Annotated in this window: 22 protein-coding genes; 11 read left to right on the top strand and 11 right to left on the bottom strand. The window is 62.5% G+C overall.

Going from position 1 to position 19,035, the window contains the following annotated elements; all coding sequences use genetic code 11:
• The first annotated feature begins 146 nt into the window (after positions 1–146).
• On the top strand, positions 147–1,259 hold the full coding sequence (locus tag MAFF_RS01585) for an acyltransferase family protein (RefSeq protein ID WP_010909154.1): 1,113 nt from the start codon (positions 147–149) through the stop codon (positions 1,257–1,259).
• Between the two features lie 334 nt (positions 1,260–1,593).
• On the opposite strand, the gene MAFF_RS01580 is transcribed toward MAFF_RS01585, so the two are convergent.
• The 3 genes from MAFF_RS01580 to MAFF_RS39900 form a co-directional block, all read right to left on the bottom strand.
• A complete protein-coding gene (locus tag MAFF_RS01580) occupies positions 1,594–2,565 on the bottom strand; it encodes a DUF3592 domain-containing protein (protein ID WP_010909152.1) in 972 nt (323 codons plus the stop codon).
• 113 nt (positions 2,566–2,678) lie between these two features.
• Complete coding sequence (locus MAFF_RS01575) at positions 2,679–3,284, bottom strand: class I SAM-dependent DNA methyltransferase (RefSeq protein ID WP_010909151.1); 606 nt, start codon at positions 3,282–3,284, stop codon at positions 2,679–2,681.
• Positions 3,285–3,323: 39 nt separating this feature from the next.
• Complete coding sequence (locus MAFF_RS39900) at positions 3,324–3,491, bottom strand: hypothetical protein (protein WP_164987052.1); 168 nt, start codon at positions 3,489–3,491, stop codon at positions 3,324–3,326.
• Positions 3,492–3,596: 105 nt separating this feature from the next.
• On the opposite strand from MAFF_RS39900, the gene MAFF_RS01570 reads away from it, so the two are divergent.
• The 3 genes from MAFF_RS01570 to MAFF_RS01560 all read left to right on the top strand — a co-directional run bounded on the left by MAFF_RS01570 (position 3,597) and on the right by MAFF_RS01560 (position 5,529).
• Positions 3,597–4,508 (top strand): LysR family transcriptional regulator, encoded by a 912-nt coding sequence (locus MAFF_RS01570; RefSeq protein WP_010909149.1) that lies wholly within the window; start codon positions 3,597–3,599, stop codon positions 4,506–4,508.
• A gap of 32 nt (positions 4,509–4,540) precedes the next feature.
• Positions 4,541–4,924 carry a VOC family protein gene (locus MAFF_RS01565; RefSeq protein WP_010909148.1) on the top strand — a complete coding sequence of 128 codons (384 nt, stop codon included), beginning with the start codon at positions 4,541–4,543 and terminating at the stop codon, positions 4,922–4,924.
• Positions 4,925–5,340: 416 nt separating this feature from the next.
• Positions 5,341–5,529 carry a hypothetical protein gene (locus tag MAFF_RS01560; RefSeq protein WP_032933382.1) on the top strand — a complete coding sequence of 63 codons (189 nt, stop codon included), beginning with the start codon at positions 5,341–5,343 and terminating at the stop codon, positions 5,527–5,529.
• 33 nt (positions 5,530–5,562) lie between these two features.
• Here MAFF_RS01560 and MAFF_RS01555 read toward each other — a convergent pair whose 3' ends face one another.
• Positions 5,563–6,636 (bottom strand): glycoside hydrolase family 25 protein, encoded by a 1,074-nt coding sequence (locus tag MAFF_RS01555; RefSeq protein WP_044547451.1) that lies wholly within the window; start codon positions 6,634–6,636, stop codon positions 5,563–5,565.
• Positions 6,637–6,874: 238 nt separating this feature from the next.
• Between MAFF_RS01555 and MAFF_RS01550 the strand changes: the two genes are divergently transcribed.
• Together MAFF_RS01550 and MAFF_RS01545 are read left to right on the top strand one after the other, a co-directional pair.
• A complete protein-coding gene (locus MAFF_RS01550) occupies positions 6,875–7,858 on the top strand; it encodes a DUF1402 family protein (protein ID WP_052292111.1) in 984 nt (327 codons plus the stop codon).
• 24 nt (positions 7,859–7,882) lie between these two features.
• The gene (locus tag MAFF_RS01545; protein ID WP_010909143.1) at positions 7,883–8,524 is read left to right on the top strand and encodes a DedA family protein; all 642 of its coding nucleotides are present in this window, start codon (positions 7,883–7,885) and stop codon (positions 8,522–8,524) included.
• Here MAFF_RS01545 and MAFF_RS01540 read toward each other — a convergent pair.
• The 3 genes from MAFF_RS01540 to MAFF_RS01530 form a co-directional block, all read right to left on the bottom strand.
• Positions 8,508–9,299, bottom strand: a complete 792-nt coding sequence (locus MAFF_RS01540; RefSeq protein ID WP_010909142.1) for a phosphodiester glycosidase family protein — start codon at positions 9,297–9,299, stop codon at positions 8,508–8,510. The two genes, MAFF_RS01545 and MAFF_RS01540, sit on opposite strands and share 17 nt — an antisense overlap.
• A gap of 126 nt (positions 9,300–9,425) precedes the next feature.
• Complete coding sequence (locus MAFF_RS01535; protein WP_032930079.1) at positions 9,426–10,046, bottom strand: transglutaminase-like cysteine peptidase; 621 nt, start codon at positions 10,044–10,046, stop codon at positions 9,426–9,428.
• Between the two features lie 132 nt (positions 10,047–10,178).
• Complete coding sequence (locus MAFF_RS01530) at positions 10,179–11,051, bottom strand: undecaprenyl-diphosphate phosphatase (RefSeq protein ID WP_044547447.1); 873 nt, start codon at positions 11,049–11,051, stop codon at positions 10,179–10,181.
• 165 nt (positions 11,052–11,216) lie between these two features.
• Between MAFF_RS01530 and MAFF_RS01525 the strand changes: the two genes are divergently transcribed.
• Positions 11,217–12,122 carry a hypothetical protein gene (locus MAFF_RS01525; protein ID WP_010909139.1) on the top strand — a complete coding sequence of 302 codons (906 nt, stop codon included), beginning with the start codon at positions 11,217–11,219 and terminating at the stop codon, positions 12,120–12,122.
• Between the two features lie 6 nt (positions 12,123–12,128).
• Here MAFF_RS01525 and MAFF_RS01520 read toward each other — a convergent pair whose 3' ends face one another.
• Entirely contained in the window at positions 12,129–12,341 is a 213-nt protein-coding gene (locus MAFF_RS01520) for a hypothetical protein (RefSeq protein WP_032930076.1), read from the bottom strand.
• A gap of 150 nt (positions 12,342–12,491) precedes the next feature.
• Entirely contained in the window at positions 12,492–12,890 is a 399-nt protein-coding gene (locus MAFF_RS01515) for a GFA family protein (protein ID WP_010909137.1), read from the bottom strand.
• A gap of 106 nt (positions 12,891–12,996) precedes the next feature.
• Here MAFF_RS01515 and MAFF_RS01510 point away from each other — a divergent pair, with 106 nt between their 5' ends.
• Entirely contained in the window at positions 12,997–14,025 is a 1,029-nt protein-coding gene (locus MAFF_RS01510; protein ID WP_010909136.1) for an isopenicillin N synthase family dioxygenase, read from the top strand.
• Between the two features lie 34 nt (positions 14,026–14,059).
• Here MAFF_RS01510 and MAFF_RS01505 read toward each other — a convergent pair whose 3' ends face one another.
• Together MAFF_RS01505 and MAFF_RS01500 are read right to left on the bottom strand one after the other, a co-directional pair.
• On the bottom strand, positions 14,060–14,545 hold the full coding sequence (locus tag MAFF_RS01505; RefSeq protein ID WP_032933381.1) for an SRPBCC family protein: 486 nt from the start codon (positions 14,543–14,545) through the stop codon (positions 14,060–14,062).
• A gap of 117 nt (positions 14,546–14,662) precedes the next feature.
• Complete coding sequence (locus MAFF_RS01500) at positions 14,663–14,911, bottom strand: ParB N-terminal domain-containing protein (RefSeq protein ID WP_032930073.1); 249 nt, start codon at positions 14,909–14,911, stop codon at positions 14,663–14,665.
• A gap of 155 nt (positions 14,912–15,066) precedes the next feature.
• Between MAFF_RS01500 and MAFF_RS01495 the strand changes: the two genes are divergently transcribed.
• From MAFF_RS01495 to MAFF_RS01485, 3 genes are read left to right on the top strand one after another with little or no spacing between them, the layout of a single operon-like run.
• Entirely contained in the window at positions 15,067–16,707 is a 1,641-nt protein-coding gene (locus MAFF_RS01495; protein ID WP_044547443.1) for a N,N-dimethylformamidase beta subunit family domain-containing protein, read from the top strand.
• Position 16,708: 1 nt separating this feature from the next.
• Positions 16,709–18,094 carry an aspartate aminotransferase family protein gene (locus tag MAFF_RS01490; protein WP_010909132.1) on the top strand — a complete coding sequence of 462 codons (1,386 nt, stop codon included), beginning with the start codon at positions 16,709–16,711 and terminating at the stop codon, positions 18,092–18,094.
• Positions 18,095–18,097: 3 nt separating this feature from the next.
• On the top strand, positions 18,098–19,027 hold the full coding sequence (locus MAFF_RS01485) for a 3-keto-5-aminohexanoate cleavage protein (RefSeq protein WP_010909131.1): 930 nt from the start codon (positions 18,098–18,100) through the stop codon (positions 19,025–19,027).
• The last annotated feature ends 8 nt before the right edge of the window (positions 19,028–19,035 follow it).

The raw sequence follows: 19,035 nt of genomic DNA, 5'->3' as shown, positions 1-19,035 counted from the left end.
AGGCCGAACTCATGCAAACGCACGATGATTTAGCCCGAGGCGACAAGCACTATCGAAGCGCGCTCGATAGACCTCTCTGTGACGCTGAAGCCTTGGGATCAGGCTTTTAGTCTGGGTCAAAGGGCCCTGTATGGCGAAGAGGGGCAATGGAAATGGTTGGCAACACCAACTCATCGCGCCTGGCATCACTCGACCTTCTGCGATTGATCGCAGCCTTGGCGGTTGTGTGCTTTCACTACCTTTATCGGGGGCCGATTGCCGGAGATATCGACGCTGGATATCCTGCGGCTGCTCCGTTTGCTATCTATGGCTATCTCGGTGTCAGTCTGTTTTTCCTTATCAGCGGTTTTGTCATCACGTGGTCGGCTGAGGGGCGAAAGTGGCAGGATTTCGCCGTCGCGCGCTTCGTGCGGCTTTATCCTGGATTTCTGCTCTGCATGACGTTGACGTTTGTCGTTCTCTCAATCGCCAACAACCCTAGATTTCCGACAAATTTTTCGACCTATGTCGCCAATCTTTCCATGTTCGCTCGCGCATTCGGTAGGCCGTCCATGGACGGTGTCTACTGGTCGATCATGCTCGAGATCGTATTCTATGGCTGGGTTGCGGCGCTTATTTTTGCGGGTGCCTTCCAGCGTTGGAAGTTGGCGATCGTTGCCATCTGGCTCGTGATTTCGGCAGGAAATGAGCTCTTCTTCGGGAACACGGCGATACGAATTTTGCTTATCACAAGCTACGCGCCTTTTTTTGCCGTCGGTATTTTGGCCCAACAGGTTGTTGCAAAAGGTCGTTCGCCGGCGGCGCTCATCCTTCTTGTCGCGGCATTCCTGTTGTCGTGCCAGACGATCACATTCAATCAGGGCTGGATGCAGGAACATTACGGAATGGCCATTCCCTATCCCGCTCTCTTGGTCGCCAATGGAGTTGTCTTTGGGATTTTCGCAGGCGCACTCCTGATCCGCTCCCTCGTGGCCCCTTCGAAAACCGTCCTCATGCTCGGCGGATTGACTTACCCGCTTTATCTTCTACACCAGTACATAGGTTATCTCTCTCTCAACGCACTGGCCCCGTTAATCGGCAAGAACGCTGCGTTCTTTGTCGTTTTGCTCGCGGTGCTCCTTGCCTCCTTCTTGATCTGGCGTTTTGTCGAAACCCCGCTACGCAAGCCGCTTATCCGCGGTTTGACGTCCGCCATCGATCACATCGCATCAGCAGGATCCGCGTACGCCAGAAGGAACCGCCCAGTGGCGCGGACTTAGCGTAACCTCCGGGGGCGGGTCCAGGAGGTGGGTCGCCAGCGGCAGGAGCACTGGTCTAGGCGCCTGCACGCAACGCGAACTGATCGATCTCACGGCGCTAGTCATCGCTGCATCTCGTCAGAGTGAAGGCATCCCAGGCCGAGCCGTCCGGATTGGCGTTGGCGAAATCGGCCCATTCGGTGGACCCGAGCGCGGCTCGCGGTAGGTGGCGTGGCTCAGCAGGCATTCCTTGGCGCTCGCCAGCTGGATCGGGCCGTCCCAGGAAAACGCAGGCCAGTTTGCGAACGATCACTGGATATCTCCGGGAAAGCGTTGTGGAAGCCAAAACCTGTCCTCACACCAGCCCGACGAGCCAGGCAGCGCCGCCGAGAAATCCTGCCGAACAGACCCATAGCAGCCAGAGTCCACGCACCCGGCATTCGAGCACCGCCGAGCCAGGATTGGCAGGGTCGTAGTGCACGTCGACCTTGCCGCCCTCGGCATAGTTTCGTGCCTGAGCGCTGACGAGGCCGGGCAGCGAGGCCGTGACCGTGGCGCCGAAGGTGACGCGGTCGGCGCTGTAGCACTGGCCGGCGACGCCATAGCTGTAGACGATGCGGGATTTGAAAACGGTGCGCCAGCGTTGATAGCTTGAATGGGTCCGCAGCGCCTGCAGGCCTGACGCATCGATGCGGCCGGCGGCGACCGGCCATTTTGCCGCCTGCTCGGCGAGCGACTTCTGGGCGAAGCCCATGCGCAGGGCGAACAGGCCCATGAACAGCAGCAGTGCGGCGGCGCCGAGATTCTGCGGCTTGGGCAGATGCGGCCGGATCGCCTCGAGCACGCCGCCAACGGAAAACACCAGAACCGCCGTGCCGATCACCAACCCGGCCGAGAGCTGGAACATGAACTTGAAGGCGCCGTCCGGCATGGTGCGCTCGATGACGGCTTTGCTCGGATCAGCCGGATTGTAGAAGACGGTCACCTCCGCGCCGCGGGGAAACTGCGCAAGGGTTTCGCGGACTTCAAAGTTCCCCAAATTTTCCTTCACGCTGTAGCGCGAGCTTTGAAATTTCTTGCCGCCGACTTTGTATTCGAAGGTGATTGCCGGGAAATTTCGCATTTCCGTGGTATCGGTGCTGTCCGAGCCAGCGCCCGAGCTTCTGACCTCACGCGCCTCGACGCGCGACGAGATGATCTTTCCCGGCGTCGGCAACCAGCGGCTGAGCGCCTGCACCTCCCGCCATTTCACGAAGGTGATGAGCGACAGCATGCCGGAGACCGCGCAGGCAAAGCCGACAAGCAGAAATTTGAGTTCCAGCTCCACCCTGATCCCCCCGGAGTGCAGGAACAGGCACTAGACAGCACTGCGGCGGCAATGTCTCGCTTATTCGCAAAGTCGAGAGATGAGCGGTCGGGCGTAACGCGCGCCCTCTCCCGTCATGACGGCCTGACAGCCAGGAAGGTGTTCCATTCCTCGCTGTTGCGGCCCACGTTGAAATCGTCCCTGAGAAGGACCAGCCCGGCGGCTTCGAGACGGACCGCGAAGTCGTCGCGACGCCACAAGACCGTATGATAGTTGCTGTCCGTCTCACCGTCGCCGTTGCGCATCGATACGAGGAAGGCACCGCCTGGCCGCAGCGACCGGGCTATCTTGGCAAGCACCTGGTCGGTCTGGTCCCGCGGCACATGGATCAGGACGGCGAGCGCCAGGACGGCGTCATAGGGACCGCCGAGATCGTCGGTGAGGAGATCGAGAAGGTCACCGTGCTTGCCGCGCGCGGCCTGTAGTTCGAGAAACCGCTTTGTCGCGTCGGTGCGCCGAACCTTGACGCCCAGGCCCTCCAGAAAGTCCGCATCGTAGCCCGCTCCCGACCCGACTTCCAGAATCCGGCCTGACGTGCCGGCAATCGCCACAAGGCGCTTCAGCGATGCCTGCTCTCTCTCGTTGGGAACATGCCGCACGATGGCATCGTAGCGATCCGCATAGTCCTCATAAGCGCTGATCGTTTGACGGCTCTTCGCCAGAGTCTGCGACACATCCATCTTGCCCTCCCTTGCGTCCTGTGAGTCAAAAAAGCTTCTTCAGCGAAGGGTGCCGGGAGGCACGTGGCCGTCGAGGACGCCGATGTCGCGCAGGAAATGATCCGACAGCGAACGCTGGTCAAGCAGGCCGCGGCTGCGGGACCTGAACGGCGCGGTGAAGAGATCGAGCACCGGACGTCGAAGCGTGTTGTAGAGGGTGGTGGTCATTGCCGTGGTCCTTTCGGGTTCGGGTTAATGACCAGATCATGCCTGTTCACGGCCTTGGATTCCAATCGAACGTCGCATACTATGCATCAGGAGGATTGATGCATCATGAGTTGGGAGCTACCGCCATTAGGGGCTATCAGAGTCTTTGAAGCCGCCGCGCGGCTGGGCAGCTTTACCAAGGCGGCTGAAGAACTCGGCATGACCCAGTCGGCCGCCAGCTATCAGATCAAGGTTCTGGAAGAACGCGCAGGAACGCCGCTTTTCATAAGAAAAACAAGGCAGATCGCCTTGACCGAAGCCGGACAGCAGCTGGCGCCGCATGCATCCGGCGCGTTCTCGGCCCTGGCGGATGCCTGGGTCGCCACCAAGGGTGGAGCGACAGGCGTGCTGTCTGTCACGACCATGGAAACCTTCGCAACGAACTGGCTAGCCGTGTGGCTGGGAACATTCCAGCTGATGCATCCCGATCTTGCCGTGAAGGTCAATACATCGCCCCGGCTGGTCGATTTCACACGCGAGGACATGGATATCGGCATCCGGACCGGCACCGGAAATTGGTCCGGCCTGACCGCGCACTATCTGTTCAAGGCCGACTACACGCCCATGCTCAGTCCAAAACTGGCTGAGAGCGTGGGCGGCATCCGCCGCCCCGAGGATCTCTACAAGGTGCCGCTATGCTGCGCCGACGATCCCTGGTGGAAAATCTGGTTCGAGGCAGCCGGCGTACCCTTCGAGCCCGATCGCGTCATTGCGGGCCCGATGCTGGGTTCGCAGGCCTACGACGCAATGGCGGCATTGACCGATCGGGGCGCGGCGATCCTCACCCGCAACATCTACAGCGCCCTGCTGGCGAACGGTCAGTTGATACAGCCATTTGACGTCCTGGGATCCGACGGTGACGGCTATTGGTTGGTGCACCTGGAAAGCCGCCGCAACGTGCCGAAGATCAAGGTGTTCCGCGACTGGGTGCTGGCCCAGACCGCCGAGATCCGGGCGCAAGAAGGGCGCCAGACTTAGGCCTACAAGGTTCACTCGCAACAGAGGACCAGATGATCGATCACATAACCATCGAAGTGCCCGACCTGGAGAGGAGCAAGCTCTTCTACGAACGCGCTTTCGCGCCCCTGGGCTATCGCCTGTCCTTCGGCAAGGAGGGCGTGTTCTGGGCCTTCGATGTCGGCAATGGCTGCCTGTTCGAGATCCAGCGAACCGGCGAGGCGCCGCCGCTCACCCATCTGCATGTTGCCTTCCGCGTCGGCAGCAAGGCGGAGGTCGATGCGTTCCACCAGTCGGCGCTGGCAGCCGGCGCCCAAGACAATGGCGCGCCCGGCCCGCGTCCCGATTATGCGGAGAATTACTACGCCTGCTTCGTGCTCGACCCCGATGGCTACAACATCGAGGCAATGATCAACGAGCCCGCGGCTTCATCCTAGGGCGCCAATACGAGCCGAGGATGAGGGGCGATCTGAATCTCGCCTCTCTCCGCCCTCGGCCACAGTCACCCCCTGCTGCGCACGGCGCCGGCATCGGCCGACGGTTGATCCAGATCAACGCGGACGCGTCGTCCGTGCTGTCTCGTTGCTCCTTGGCTACCATCCCAGGGAGAACGAACGTGTCGACTTACGACCTCATGGTTATCGCCGCCGTCCTGCTCAGTTTCGCATCATTTTCCGCGGTTCTGGCTTTTGCCACCTTCGACGAATCGCGTCGCCGTCATCCAAGATAAGGCGGTCGGACCGGTTGGATGGGCGGTCGGGCGACCATTCACACGACGAAGTGATATAGGTACAATTTGACGACGGATCGGATCGAATGGGAACGTCTGGAAGATAACAACCGGAAAACGGCCATGAGTGACGAACCCGACGACGACACCGACATCGTCAACCAGCTCGCCTATGTCAGAGCCGACCCAACCCAGCACGACACGTTGACACTTCTCACCATGATCGATGCCGCGATAGCCGAGATCATGGCGTTGAGGAGAAAGCTGCGGCTGAGCGAGGACAGGAATGGCGGGAGCAACCAGCTGCAATAGGCAGCAGGACCTGAACGAATGGCGACGCGAACCCTAATCCGCGTCGGCCATCATCTGACGGCCGCCGCCGCCTGCCCAGGCGCGCCATTGCCGCTCGTCGCCATGGAAGACGTTGAGGTCGACGCGGCCGGTCACGCCGTGCGACAGGCCGGAGCCGGAATACTGCCAGAACAGCCATTTGCGGCCGGGATAGACCTTTGACGGGTGCCGTGCCACCGCGCGCAGCCAGAACGGGTAGTCGAGGAAAGCGCCCTGGAGGTTGTCGCGATAGAAATCGGGGGAGGTGTAGATGATCGGACGCTGACCGTAGTGGCGTTCAAGCTTGTCCATGAACACCTGCATCTTCTCCAGCACCTTTTCACGTGACGGGCGCCGCTTGCAGCTGGAATCGCCGTTCCATTCGACGTCGATCACCGGCGGCAGCGCACCATCGACCTTCGGCACGTTGCGGATGAACCAGTCGGCCTGCTCGCCGGCGGTGCGGCACCAGTAGAAGAAATGATAGGCGCCGCGCTTGAGCCCGGCGGCATCGGCATTGCGCCAGTTCCTCATGAACATCGGATCGAGATGGTCACCGCCATCGGTCGCCTTGATGTAGGCGAAGTTGGCGCCCTGCGCGCGCAGCTTTTCCCAGTTCACGTCGCCTTGCCAGCGCGACACGTCGACCCCGTGCACGGCAAGGTGGCGGGGTGAGGAGCGGCCGAAATTGATCGGCTTGGCATCGCGAAAACCATAGCGCGTGACCGGCCCGGCAAGCATCGCCGGTGCGGCGCGCGACAAGAGTTTCGGTGGCGAGACCAGGGCCGCGGGCTCAACGGGCGGATCGACATTGTCCGGCAATGCGGGCGCCGAAAGCGCCACGGTTTCTTCCTCCGCCAGCCCGAAGGGCCGGTCAGGACCATCCTCAGGCGCGATCTCCGCCGGCTTGCGCGCATTGCTGGCCTTGCTCACCGGAACGGATGCGATCGGTGCGCTTGGCCGCACCACCGAACTGGTGGTTTCGTTCGACGGCTTCTGCATGTCGAGCGCGTCCATGCCCGATGTCGACGAGCAGCCGGCGAGGCACAGCGATGCGATCACGAAACTGATGGCGCCTGGTAACCGCATCTGGACCTGTACTCAAAACACAACAGACCGAAGGCAATGGCCGACGGACAACCGGGCCAGTTATGAACGAGAAATTACCAATAAAGTTTGAATCAAGTTTTTTACCATGACTGTGACCCGTTTCAGACATTCGCCGTCGACGCCGCCGGCCCAGCCTTGACAGCGCCATGATGTGGCTGTTGAGACGAGAGCGGCTTTGGCCGCAGGCATTTCCCACGATTTCTACAAAAGGCATCCGATGATTGCGTTGCAGCGGCTTCTCCTGGTCCCCCTGCTCGCGGTCCTCTCTTGCGGCGGCGCGCTGTTGGCCGAGGCCGCGCATGCCAGCGCGCTGATCGTCGTTCCCCCCGGCAATCGCTCGGAAACGCAACCGCGAATCCCGGATGCGTCGGCGACGCGAACCCGCGCTTTCAAGACCACCTACGCGGAAAAATACGAGAAGATCGTCGCGCTGCTGAAACGCGAGAAGAAGCTGGTGGCGCATATCAAGCAGGTCGCGGCAGCTTACGATATCGACCCTATCCATATTGTCGGGGCGCTGGTCGGCGAACACACCTACAATGTGACGGCTGTCGGCTCGGTCCAGACCTACTATGTGAAGGCGCTGTCCTATTCCGGCCTCGACTTTGCCTTCCGCTACAAGGGCGTGCCGGTTCAGACCTTTGTCCAGCGGCCGGAATTCGCTGGCTGCGCGCAGGCCAAGGACAGTGCCTCCCTTTGGAGCTGCCGCGACAGGGTCTGGGTCGACCATTTCCGAGGCAAGACGGTCGACGGCGTCACCTACGACGCAATGACCTTCCAGCAGGCCTTCTTCCAGCCCTTCTTCGCCGGCCAGACATTCGGCCTCGGCCAGATCAGCCCGCTGACCGCGCTCGAGGTGACCGATCTGGTCAACAAGGTGAGCGGCTACGACAAGCTCACGCCGGATCATCCGCAGGCGATCTATCGCGATGTCATGGATCCCGACCGCAGCATCGTCTACATCGCCGCGATCGTGCGCGACGCCATCGACGCCTACAAGGAACAGGGCTTCGACGTCTCGGACAATCCGGGGATCACGGCCACGCTCTACAATGTCGGCCAGCCCCGGCAGCGGGCGGCCGACCTGCGCGCAGCGCTCGCCAGCGGCAAAGGCCGCAAGCTGCCGGCGGAGAATTATTACGGCTGGCTCGTCAACGACAAGCTCGACGAACTCAGAAGCCTGCTCGACAGCGGCAGCTGAGAAACGCTTTCAACAGGAGCTTGCGTGCAGGCGTTCATCGACCAGAGCGTTTGTTTCATCGAGAACCATCAGGCATGGGCCGGCCTCGTGGTCGGGCTGCTGGCCTTCGGTGAGTCGCTTGTGCTGGTTGGCATCCTCTTGCCCGGCACCACGGTGCTCATCATCGTCGGCGGCCTGGTCGGGGCCGGCATCGTCCAGCCTTTGCCGGTGCTTCTGGCCGCGATGGTCGGGGCGGCGCTCGGCGATACCATCTCCTACTTCCTCGGCAAATGGCTGGGGCGCAGTGTCGTCCACAAATGGCCGCTCAACCGCTACCGCCGCGAGGTCGCCAGGGCGCGGCTGTTCTTCCACCGTTATGGTTTCGCAGCGGTTTTCGTCGGCCGCTTCTTCGGCCCGGTCCGCGCCACCGTGCCGCTGGTCGCCGGCATGATGGGCATGCACCGGCGCCGCTTCCAGATCGCCAATATCCTGTCGGCGATCATCTGGGCGCCGGTCGTGCTGTCGCCGGGATGGCTGGTGGCCAAGGGCGCCGGCAGCATCCCCGAACTCGACGTGACCAGCCTGTTCGGGCTGGCGGCGATCGGCGTGGTCGCCTTGATTATCATAGCAGTGATCGCGCTCAAGCTTCGGCGTAAGCGAACCGCCGCGCCTAGCCGCGCTTCCTGAACACGCCGATCATCGGCCCTAGATTCCAGTAGTCGTCGTTGCGGCCGATGGCGGGCGCAAACAGGCTCGATATCGTGCCGTCGAGAAACAGCGCATTGTCGCAGCCGAGCGCATCGCGGAACAGCCGGGCGAATGTATGGAAATTCACCGTGCCGTTCGAAATGGCAAAGACCGCGACACCGTCCTTGCGCACCCCGACGCCGTCGCGGGTCTTGCGCGAGGTGCCGTCGGACTGGAATTTCGGATGAAGCTGGCCGTCGATCACCAGCATCGGCCCGGATTGCGTGGCATAGTCGGTGGACGGCCGCTTCCTGACGAAGTCCCTGGTCGCCCGGACCGCGGCCTTGCCGCCGCTGATGTAGAAGATGCCATTCGGCTGCAGTGAAAAATTGCCGCTTCCCGATCCCGTCCTCACGCCGGCCATTTCCCGGCCACGCTCGACATAGAGGCCAACCGGCCTGAGGTCGGGATGATACATGCCGGCATTGATGGCAAACAGCATGGTGCGGCCGGCCGCGCGCTGGGCAGCGTCGAGATTGTGCAGCGACTGAAATGGCTTGCCGACCGGATCCTTCCAGAACAGTTCGATCGAATAGAGCTTCGGATCGACCTCGCAAATGAGATAGCTGGTCGCCTCGAAGGCGAAGTCGCGGCACGGCGGCAGCGACACGAACCATTGGCTGAAGGCCATCGTGCTGGCGACGGCCTGCGGCAGCGCGGCTTTGACCGCGCCCAGCAGCAGGGGCGCCGAGCTGAAAAACGTCAGAAAATCCATGCGTCTACCAGATTGCCAGCCTCGCCGAGCCGCCGTGGATAACATCGCCGACGGGCATTGTGGAAGATCGGCCTGGAATGGGCGCACGCCAGCATCCGCGGTCGGGACGCGATGGAGCCGACCCGACTATTTGACGGCGCTGACCAGCTGTTCGTCGCCGCCCAGAATGGAGACCCAGTGCCCGGTGTTGTCGCTCGCCTGCCGCTTCAGGTAGCGATAGCTCGTCTGGTTCCAGAGGCGGACCTTGTCGGTCAGATTGTCGAGGATGAAGTCGCCCTTGTCGGTGCGCACCGTCAGCACGGCGTGACCCTCGCCATCAGGCTTGCGAACCACCGTCATCAAAAGATTGGCTATGGCAATGCCCAGGCTGTTGAGCTCACGCCGCTTTTCCAGCGCGTAATCCTCGCAGTCGCCAAAACCATTGTCCGGATAGGCCCACCATTCGTCCTTGCCGTAATTGTCCATGTCGCTCATCGGCTTGACGCGCGTGTTGACCGAGAGATTCACGGCCGAGATATCGTGCAGCAGCTTGCTGGTCAGGTGTTCCGGTACACTGTCGGGCGAGCGGATAGAGCATTCGGCGACATGGATCTTGCAAAAATCATAGTGGCCGATCGGCTGGGAGGTCGAGCCGCCGACAACCATGGAAGCAGGCGCGGCATGGGCCGAACCCGCCACCGCGCAGAAAACGGCCAAGGCAACCGCCAGCCCCTTCGCCTTGCGGCGCCAACCCATCGAGGATGCCATCCGGCCCCACCCACCTGTTTTGTTAACAGAATGTTAAGGGCGGTTATATTCCGAAGTCAATCAACCCTAGCGATCACATCTGCGAGGGGATCGACTCATGCACTCAACTGGTGCCGGCACGCAACACTGCTGTCAAGCCAGCCATCCCATCGCCAGGCCGAGCAACAAGACCACGCCGAGCAGGCCGCGATAGATGACGAAAGGCCAGGCGGAGAAGCGTTCCAGCACTCGCATCAGGCCCCAGATGGCAAAGAAGGCGGAGATCGAGGCGACGACCAGCCCGGTGGCAAGAACCGACCAGCCATGGGCGTCGAGATGAACCTTGTGCAGCTCCCACAGTTCCTTGAGACCGGCAAGCGCGATCGCCGGCAGCCCGAGCAGGAACGAGAAGCGCGCCGCCTCGGCCCGCTTGAAGCCGAGCCCAAGCGCCGCCGTCAGGGTCGAGCCCGAGCGCGAGACGCCGGGGATCAGCGCGCCGATCTGTGCTACGCCGACAAGCAGCGCGTCGGCGAGCGACGCTTCTGCGATGGTGCGCTTGTGGCGGGCGAAAATCTCGGCCAGCGCCAGCAGGATCGCCATGGCGATACAGGACCAGCCGATCACGGTCAGGCTGCGCAGCGGCGAATTGCAGGCATTGAGAACGCCCGATAGCGCGACGCCTGCAATGACGATCGGGATCGTCGCCAGCACGATCCAGGACGCTAGCCGGAAATGCCGGTCGGAAAAATCGCGCCTCGTGAGCGCATCGAGCGAGCCGAACAGGAGATCCCTGACATCGCCCCAGAAATAGCTGATCACGGCGGCAAGGGCGGCAAGCTGCATGGCGGCGGAGAAGGCGGAGCCCGGGTCCTGCCAGCCGAGTAGCGCCGGCACGATGCGCATATGGGCAGTCGAGGAAATCGGCAGCAATTCGGTGATGCCTTGCACCAGGCCGAGAAAGGCGACCTTGGCAAATCCCAGGCCGACGAAGCCGGTGTCTACGCCTTGAGTGCAGATGTCAGCCATATCGAGCCTTTCTGTCGAATAATCATGAGGGCGATCCCCGCCGAGCAATAGTCTGGCGCTCCCCGGATTCCTATTTACGGATTTGTAAGGCGCCGCTTGACAAGCCGCGCATTCATATTATCCTTCGCTAATCTTACACTGTAAGTTAAATGACGGAGGAGAGCCATGCTGACCGCCCTGTCAGAATTACAGCCCTTGCCCGAACCGCACTCGCCAGCCATCGCGATCGAGGATGTCTCGCGCGACCTCAGCCGGATTATCGAGCGCGCCGAGGTGAACGCCTGGCTCGACCTCTATGCCGCAGCACCGGCCGATTTCGCCGCAAGGCAAGGCCTTTCGATAGCGGGAGAAGGCGACCTCGCCTGGACCACCTGCACGACGATCCCGTTCGTCCATTTCAACTGCGTGAAGAATTTCGGCGTCGACAGCCCGGCCTCGGAAAGCCAGCTCGACGCGCTGCTGGCGCACTACCGTGCCGCTGGCATTTCGCGGCCCTGGTTCTATGTCAATCCACACGCCGAACCATCACGCCTCAGATGCTGGCTCGAGGCGCGCGGCCTGCAGCGCCAGGGCGGCTGGGAGCGGATTTACCGCGACGCCGAACCGCTGTCGTCCGAGCCGCTCTTCACGGTTGACGGGGTTTCAGTCGAGCGCGTGACGAAGGCATCGGCAAGCGAATGGGCCGGCTTCATCGACAAAAGTTACCGGCTGCCCACCACACCTTGGCTGCTGGCTCTGGTCGACCGACAGGGCTGGCATCACTATATGGCCAAGCGGGATGGCGCAGTGGCCGCGGTGCGCTCGCTGTTCATCGGCGTGGACGGCGCGGCCTGGAGCGGCATCGAAGCGCCGGTGCCGGGCATCATGGCGCCGAGCTTCGATCTCGACGCGGTGCTTGGCGAAGCGCTGGTGCGCGACGGGATTGCGGCCGGCGCGAAACTGTTCGTCGCCGACATCGAGGCGCCGCACGAGGAACGCGACGGCCCGGCCTACCGCAATTACGCACGCCTGGGCTTCAGGATTGCCTATTTCCGCAGCCATTACAGCTATTTGCCGCCTAGCTCCAACTGACCGCGCCTAACCGCGCAGCCATTGCTGGAAACAACCTCTGGCCACAATATGGGCCGGCGGAACGACCGGCTGATCGGCGCGTGCGCCATCGGGCGCCCGGTTGCGAGCCCGCTCGAGCAGCATTCGTACCTGTTCCGGGCGCACACGGTCGCGCTCCATGACAAGCAGGACCATCGGATCGCTCAAAAGCTCGTCCAGGGTGCTGATGCTGTCGTTCATCCGTCGTCTCCTCGATGCCGGCCCGCGCAGCATAGATAGGAAGACAATGATGGCCCGCCAATGACGTTTTGCCGGCTATCGCGTGATGATTTGGATCAATTTTTGGTCATGGTCTCACCTTCCCTTCTCCCCTTGCGGGAGAAGGAAGAGCTAGCCTGGCGGCGGAGCGCCTTCATATTGCGGCAGGCCGTCATCGAGCACCACCCAGGGCTGTTTCGAGGCGGTGAAAATATGCATCTGCGGCCTGAAGAAAGTGGGATCGTCGAGCGAGCCGGTGGTGATGCCGATGATGCCGGCGGAATCGCGACGCGAAAACATCGTCGTGCCGCAGTCCGGGCAAAAACCGCGCTTGAGATCGGGCGAGGTGTTCACGGTCGCCAGCGGCCCCTCGATGGTCACATCATCGATGCGAAACAGCACGCGGGCGTTGAAGGCGGCGCCGATTGCCTTCTGGCAAAGCCGGCAATGGCAGATGCGTTCGTTGATGGGCGCCGCGTCGGTGCTGTAGCGCACCGCTCCGCACAGGCACCCGCCCTGATGTTTTGCCATCACCGTGATCCATGATGAGAGTATGCAATCGAGGTAAATGGCGGGACCGATTGGGTCAATTGAAAAGCTTTGATACAGTTTCATCGATTACCGTGATGGGGCGGCCGTGACGCAAGACATTGAAACCATCGGCATTGCGGATCTGTTCGGGCCGCCCTCGCCCGGCCGCGACCGCGCCGACATCAGCATCATGGCCGCCGCCTCGGGCATTGGCTTCATGGCGGTTCGGGATTTTCCCGGAGACGCCTGGCTGATGCCGGAACGCCGAGCGCAATTGCTGCACATCTTCGCCCTTCCCGACACCGAGAAGCAGAAATTGCTGCGCTGGAATTTCGACCGCACCAGGAAGAATGTCTATCGCGGCTGGTTTTCACTGCAGCCGACAGCCGTTTCCTACAAGGAAGGCATCGACATGGGGCCGGATATCGCCGATGCAGCCGGCGTTTCGGCGTCCGACGATCCGCTGTGCGAGCCGACGCCATTGCCGACTGAAGATGCCCTGCCCGGCTGGCGCGCGGCGGCGGCGGACTATTATCGCGCGATGGAGACGGTCAGCAATGCGTTGATGCGGTCGATCGCGCGCGGGCTTGACCTGCCGGAAACGATCTTCGATTCGTATTTCGAGCATGGCATCTCGACCCTGCGCCTGATCCGCTATCCCCTGCGCGACGCCAATGCAGGCATCGACATCAGCGGGCCTGAGTTCTCGGTGGTCCACAAGGGCGAGACGCGTACGATCATCGGCCGCGAGCATGCCGATTCCGGGTTCGTCACCTTGCTGGCGCAGGACGGCGTCGAAGGCTTGCAGGCCAAAAACCTCGCCGGCGAATGGATCGACGTGCCGCCCGCCAACAGCACGCTGGCGGTCAATTTCGGCCAGTTGCTGGAGCGCTGGACCGGCGGGCGTGTGCGGGCGACGCGGCACCGGGTGATCGCACCGAAGACGGCGCGGTTCTCGATCCCGTTTTTCTACGAACCGCGTGTCGACGCCGAGATCGCCCCGCTGCCGCTGAGTGGCGCCGAGCCCTTCGAGCCGTTTCTCTACGGCGACTATCTGTGGGAGGCGGCGACTAATTTCGTGGAGATGGCCGGTATCAAGCATCTCAGGCAACCGCGCCGCGCCAAGGCTTCCTGAGCCTGGGCGCGATCGTCGGCGGGGCTGTGCTGTATCAAAGCGTCCTGGCGAGATCTTCGAGCTGGTCGGTGCACTGGCCCCAGCCCACGTGAAAACCCATCGCCTCGTGTCGTTCGCGGTCGGCAACACTCCAGTGGCGGACGCGCGCTATATAGCGGGTCCGGCCTTCGCCTTCGTCCTCAAAGGTCAGCACGCCGGTCATGAACGGCTTTTCCGATGGCTCCCAAGCCTGGGTATAGGCATCGGTGAAGATGATCTTCTTGCCGGGAATGACTTCCAGGAAGACGCCCGGGTTGGGGAATTCATTGCCGTCGGGGTCGGCCATGATCACAAGGCTCGACCCGCCAGTGCGCATGTCCATTTCGGCACGCGGCGTCGTCCAAGGTTTCGGAGAAAACCATTGCGTCAAAAGCCTGGTGTCGGTCCAGCAGCGATAGACGTTCTCGCGGGGCGCATCGATGATGCGGGCGACAACCAGTTCGCGGTCATTGGCGGGGGCGATGTCGAGCTTAGTGGTCAAGGTGGTCTCCTCGGTTTGATCTGGCTTCCGCCCTAAGGACGAGCCGACAGAACGCAACCCGACAAACCAGCGAAAAATTATCGACAGGCTTTCCATGCTGCGAGGACGAAGGAGGTGTCAGTGGCGCTTGGCTTGCACCAGATAGGCGTCGATCTCGGTCTCGCCGAGCCACCTGGCCGCTTCCAGCCGGTGCAGACCTTCGACAAGGATATGGCGTTTGCCGTCGTGGCGGACCTGGATCGGCGTCTTCATGCCGTTCTCCAATATGTCCTCGGCCAGATGGCGGACGGTCTCTGGGTGCAATGTCTTCTTGCGCGCCGTCGGCACGTAGATCTCGTCGACCTTGACCTTTTGCACTCTCAGCATGCTGGCTCCCCAGGCGGAACATACCGCCTCGCCTGAAATAGTCGCTTTGCCTTGTGCGGCCAAGGGCGGCCAAGCAATTGCTGGCCCGATCGTTTCCATTTGACGCTTGGCCGGCAGATGGCCGAAATGGCGACCTTCGATCCTTTCCGGTGTTCATGACCCAGCTGCCGACCGAATTCCCCGATTTCGGGCTGACGCCCGAGCAGCGCCGCCACGCGGTGCGCGGCCACTACTATGAGTGGCCAGGCATGGATGGCGAGCGCGGCGAAATCTGGTGCTACTCGGATCGCTTTTCCTATCGCCCCGGCGAGATGGTGACGCTGCATGTCAGCTCGACAGCGCCGTCCTTCAGCATGGCGATCATCCGCGACGGCGGGACCGAGACGAAAGTTTTCGAGAAATCCGGCATTGCGGCGTGCTGGCAGGACACGCCCGACCAATGTTCCGCCGAGGGGTGCGGCTGGGAAGCGTCCTTTGAATTCCGTGTCGGGAGCGACTGGCCATCCGGTGCCTATCGGGTAACGCTGACTTCCGTTGGCCATGACGGTAGGCCGATCCATGGCTACCACCTCTTCATCGTCTCACCCCAACCCGGCAAGAAGCCAGGCCGTGTGCTGCAGGTGGCGGCGACGGGCACCTGGCTTGCCTACAACACCTGGGGCGGCTCCAACCATTATCAGGGCATCACCGGGCCGGATCGCAACCAGTACTCGCCTGTTGTGTCGACGCAACGCCCCTGGTGCCGCGGCTTCGTCGTGCTGCCAAAAGATGCGCCGCGCGTGCCGCTCAAGGTCGCCGTGCCGCCGAAGACGGTACCACGCTACCCCCACATGGAATGGGCGCTGGCCACCGGACATTCGAAGAAATACGCCTCGTCGGGCTGGGCGAGCTATGACAGCCACTTCCTCCGCTTCGCCGAGCAGGCCGGCTATGCCGTCGATCTCGCCAGCCAGCACGATCTGCATTTCTCGCCCGACATTCTCGACGGTTATGACTGCGCCGTCTTCGTCGGCCATGACGAGTACTGGACCTGGGAAATGCGCGACGCGGTCGACAACTATGTTGAGCGCGGCGGCCATGCGGCGCGCTTCGCCGGCAATTTCATGTGGCAGACGCGGCTCGAGGGCGAGGGCCGCCGGCAGGTCTGCTACAAATACCGCGCCCGCGCGGAAGATCCCGCCTATCGCGGTGGCGACGTCACTCGCGCCACCAATTCCTGGGAAGCCCCGGAAATCGGCCGGCCGGGTTCGGCGACTTTCGGCCTCAACGCGACGCGCGGGGTCTATGCCGGCTGGGGCGGCTGCGCGCCGCGCGGCGTGCGTGGTTTTCCGGTCTACCGGCCGGAACACTGGGCCTTTGCCGGCACCGGCATCTACTATGGCGACCTGCTCGGCGCCGACGGCCATGTCTATGGCTATGAGGTCGACGGGCTCGACTTCGAGATACGCGGCGGCCTGCCCTACCCCACCGCGACCAGCGGCGCGCCAGATGGCTTGCAGGTTCTTGCCGTGGGCATGGCCAGCCAGGTCGAGGAAAGCGCCGACATTCCGATCGAGGATCAGTTTTTGACCGACGAGGATGGCCGCTTCACCGCCGAGACTTTGTTCGGCGAGGCGAGCGACGCCAATCTGGAAAAAGTCAAACGCGGCAATGGCATGATCGTCAATTTCCCACGCGGCAAAGGCGAGGTCTTTCATGCGGGAAGCTGCGAATGGGTAGCCGGCCTGCTAAGGCAGGACCCGATGGTGGAACGCGTCACCCGCAATGTCCTTGATCGCTACCTTGGAAAGTCCTGACATGTCGAAGACCCAGACCGCCGACCAAATCACCGAGGCGCGCCGAGAATCGCATCTGTTCTACCTGTCCAGCCTGCGCCGGCCGCTGATCGATCGCGCCGAGGGTATCTACATGTGGACGCAAGACGGGCGCCGCTTCATCGACGGATCAAGCGGCCCGATGGTCGCCAATATCGGCCATTCCAACCGCAATGTGCTCGATGCCATGAAGCGGCAGATGGACCGCGCCACCTTCGCCTATCGCCTGCACTTCGAAAACGAGCCGGCGGAGGAACTCGCGCGGGAACTCGCGAAGAAACTGCCGGAGGGCATGGACCGCATCTTCTTCGTCTCCGGTGGCTCGGAAGCGACGGAATCCTGCATCAAGCTGGCACGGCAATGGGCTGTTGCCACCGGCCAGGCCAGCCGCTGGAAGGTGATCACGCGCTTCCCCTCCTATCATGGCGGCACGCTGGGTTCACTCTCGATCACCGGCGACGACGCCCTGGCCGAAACCTTCGAGCCGATGATGCGGGTGATGCCGACCGTGCCGGCGCCCACCGCCTGGCGCGACCGCGACAATCTTTCGATGGAGCAGCGCGGTGTCCGCTATGCCGACATGCTGGAGGAAAAAATCCTCGCGGAAGGACCGGAAAGTGTCGTCGCCTTCATCATGGAGCCGATCGGCGGTGCGGCGACTGCGGCGCTGGTGGCGCCGGACAGCTACTATGCGCGCACTCGCGAGATCTGCGACCACTACGGCATCCTGCTCATCCATGACGAAGTGATGTGCGGCGCCGGCCGCACCGGGAAATTCCTCGGCGGCGACCACTGGAACTGCAAGCCCGACATCGTCGCGCTGTCGAAGGGGCTGGGTTCTGGCTATGCCCCGCTCGGCGCACTGGCGGCCCCGATGCGGCTGGTGCAGCCGCTGCTTGCTTCCGGCGGCTTCCAGCATGGCCATACCTATGCCGGCAATCCGCTGGCCTGCGCCGCTGGGCTTGCCGTGCTCGGCGAAATGGACCGGCTCGACTTGATCGCCAATGCCGCCGCCATGGGCGACGTGCTGATGGACGGGCTGAAGGGGCTGGCGAAGCGCTTCCCGTTCATTGCAGACGTACGCGGCAAGGGCCTGCTGACCGGTGCCGAGATGGTCGCCGATCCGGAGACGCTGAGGCCGATCGAGCAAGGCAAGAAAGCCACGCAGCGCCTGCTCGACCTCGCTTATGAGCGCGGGCTGATCATCTATGGCCGCCGGGTCAAGGGCGGCGTCGACGGCGACAATTTCATGGTCGCGCCACCGATGATCGTCACCAGCGAACAGGTCGGCGAGATCATTTCCATCATCGGCGACTCGCTGGAGGTTCTGGCTTCAGAGCTCGACCTGCCGGTCGAAGGCCGGGGGTAAGGAATGGCGCCGCGCAAAGTCATCATCACCTGCGCCGTCACCGGCTCGGTGCACACCCCATCGATGTCGCCCTACCTGCCGGTGACCCCGGACCAGATCGCGTCGGATGCGATCGCAGCGGCCGAGGCGGGCGCCTCGATCCTGCATCTGCATGCCCGCGACCCCAAAGACGGCCGGCCGACCGCCGATCCCGACGTGTTCATGCAGTTCCTGCCGCGCATCAAGCAGGCGACCGATGCGGTGATCAACATCACCACCGGCGGTTCGTCGCTGATGACCTTGGACCAGCGACTGGCCGCCCCATTGCGCGCCGAGCCCGAAATGTGCTCGCTCAACATGGGTTCGATGAATTTCGCGCTGTTTCCGATGCTCGACAAGCCACGGGAGTGGCAGCACGAATGGGAGCCGAAGCTCCTCGAAGCCACGCGCGACACCATTTTCAAGAACACCTTCGCCGATATGGAAGGCGTGCTCGAAAGACTGGGCAAGGGTTGCGGCACGCGCTTCGAATTCGAATGCTACGATGTCGGCCATCTCTATTCGCTGGCGCATTTCCGCGACCGCGGCCTGGTGTCGGGGCCGCTGTTCATCCAGTTCGTGCTCGGCATTCTGGGCGGCATCGGCGCCGATCCGGACAATCTCGTCCATATGAAGCGCATCGCCGACAAATTGTTCGGCGACAGCTATCAGTTCTCGGTGCTGGCCGCCGGCCGCCAGCAGATGCCGCTGATCTCGATCGCCGCGGCAATGGGCGGCAATGTCCGTGTCGGGCTTGAAGACAGTCTCTACGACGGCCGCCAGCTTGCGAAATCCAATGCCGACCAGGTGCGCCGCATCCGTGGCATTCTCGACGGCCTGTCGCTGGAGGTTGCCACGCCGGCCGAAGCGCGTGAGATGCTGGCGCTAAAGGGTGGCGACCGGGTGGCTTTCTAGAAGCAAGG

The organism is Mesorhizobium japonicum MAFF 303099, assembly GCF_000009625.1.
Lineage (GTDB): Bacteria > Pseudomonadota > Alphaproteobacteria > Rhizobiales > Rhizobiaceae > Mesorhizobium > Mesorhizobium japonicum.
This window is presented reverse-complemented; position numbering and strand designations above follow the sequence as displayed.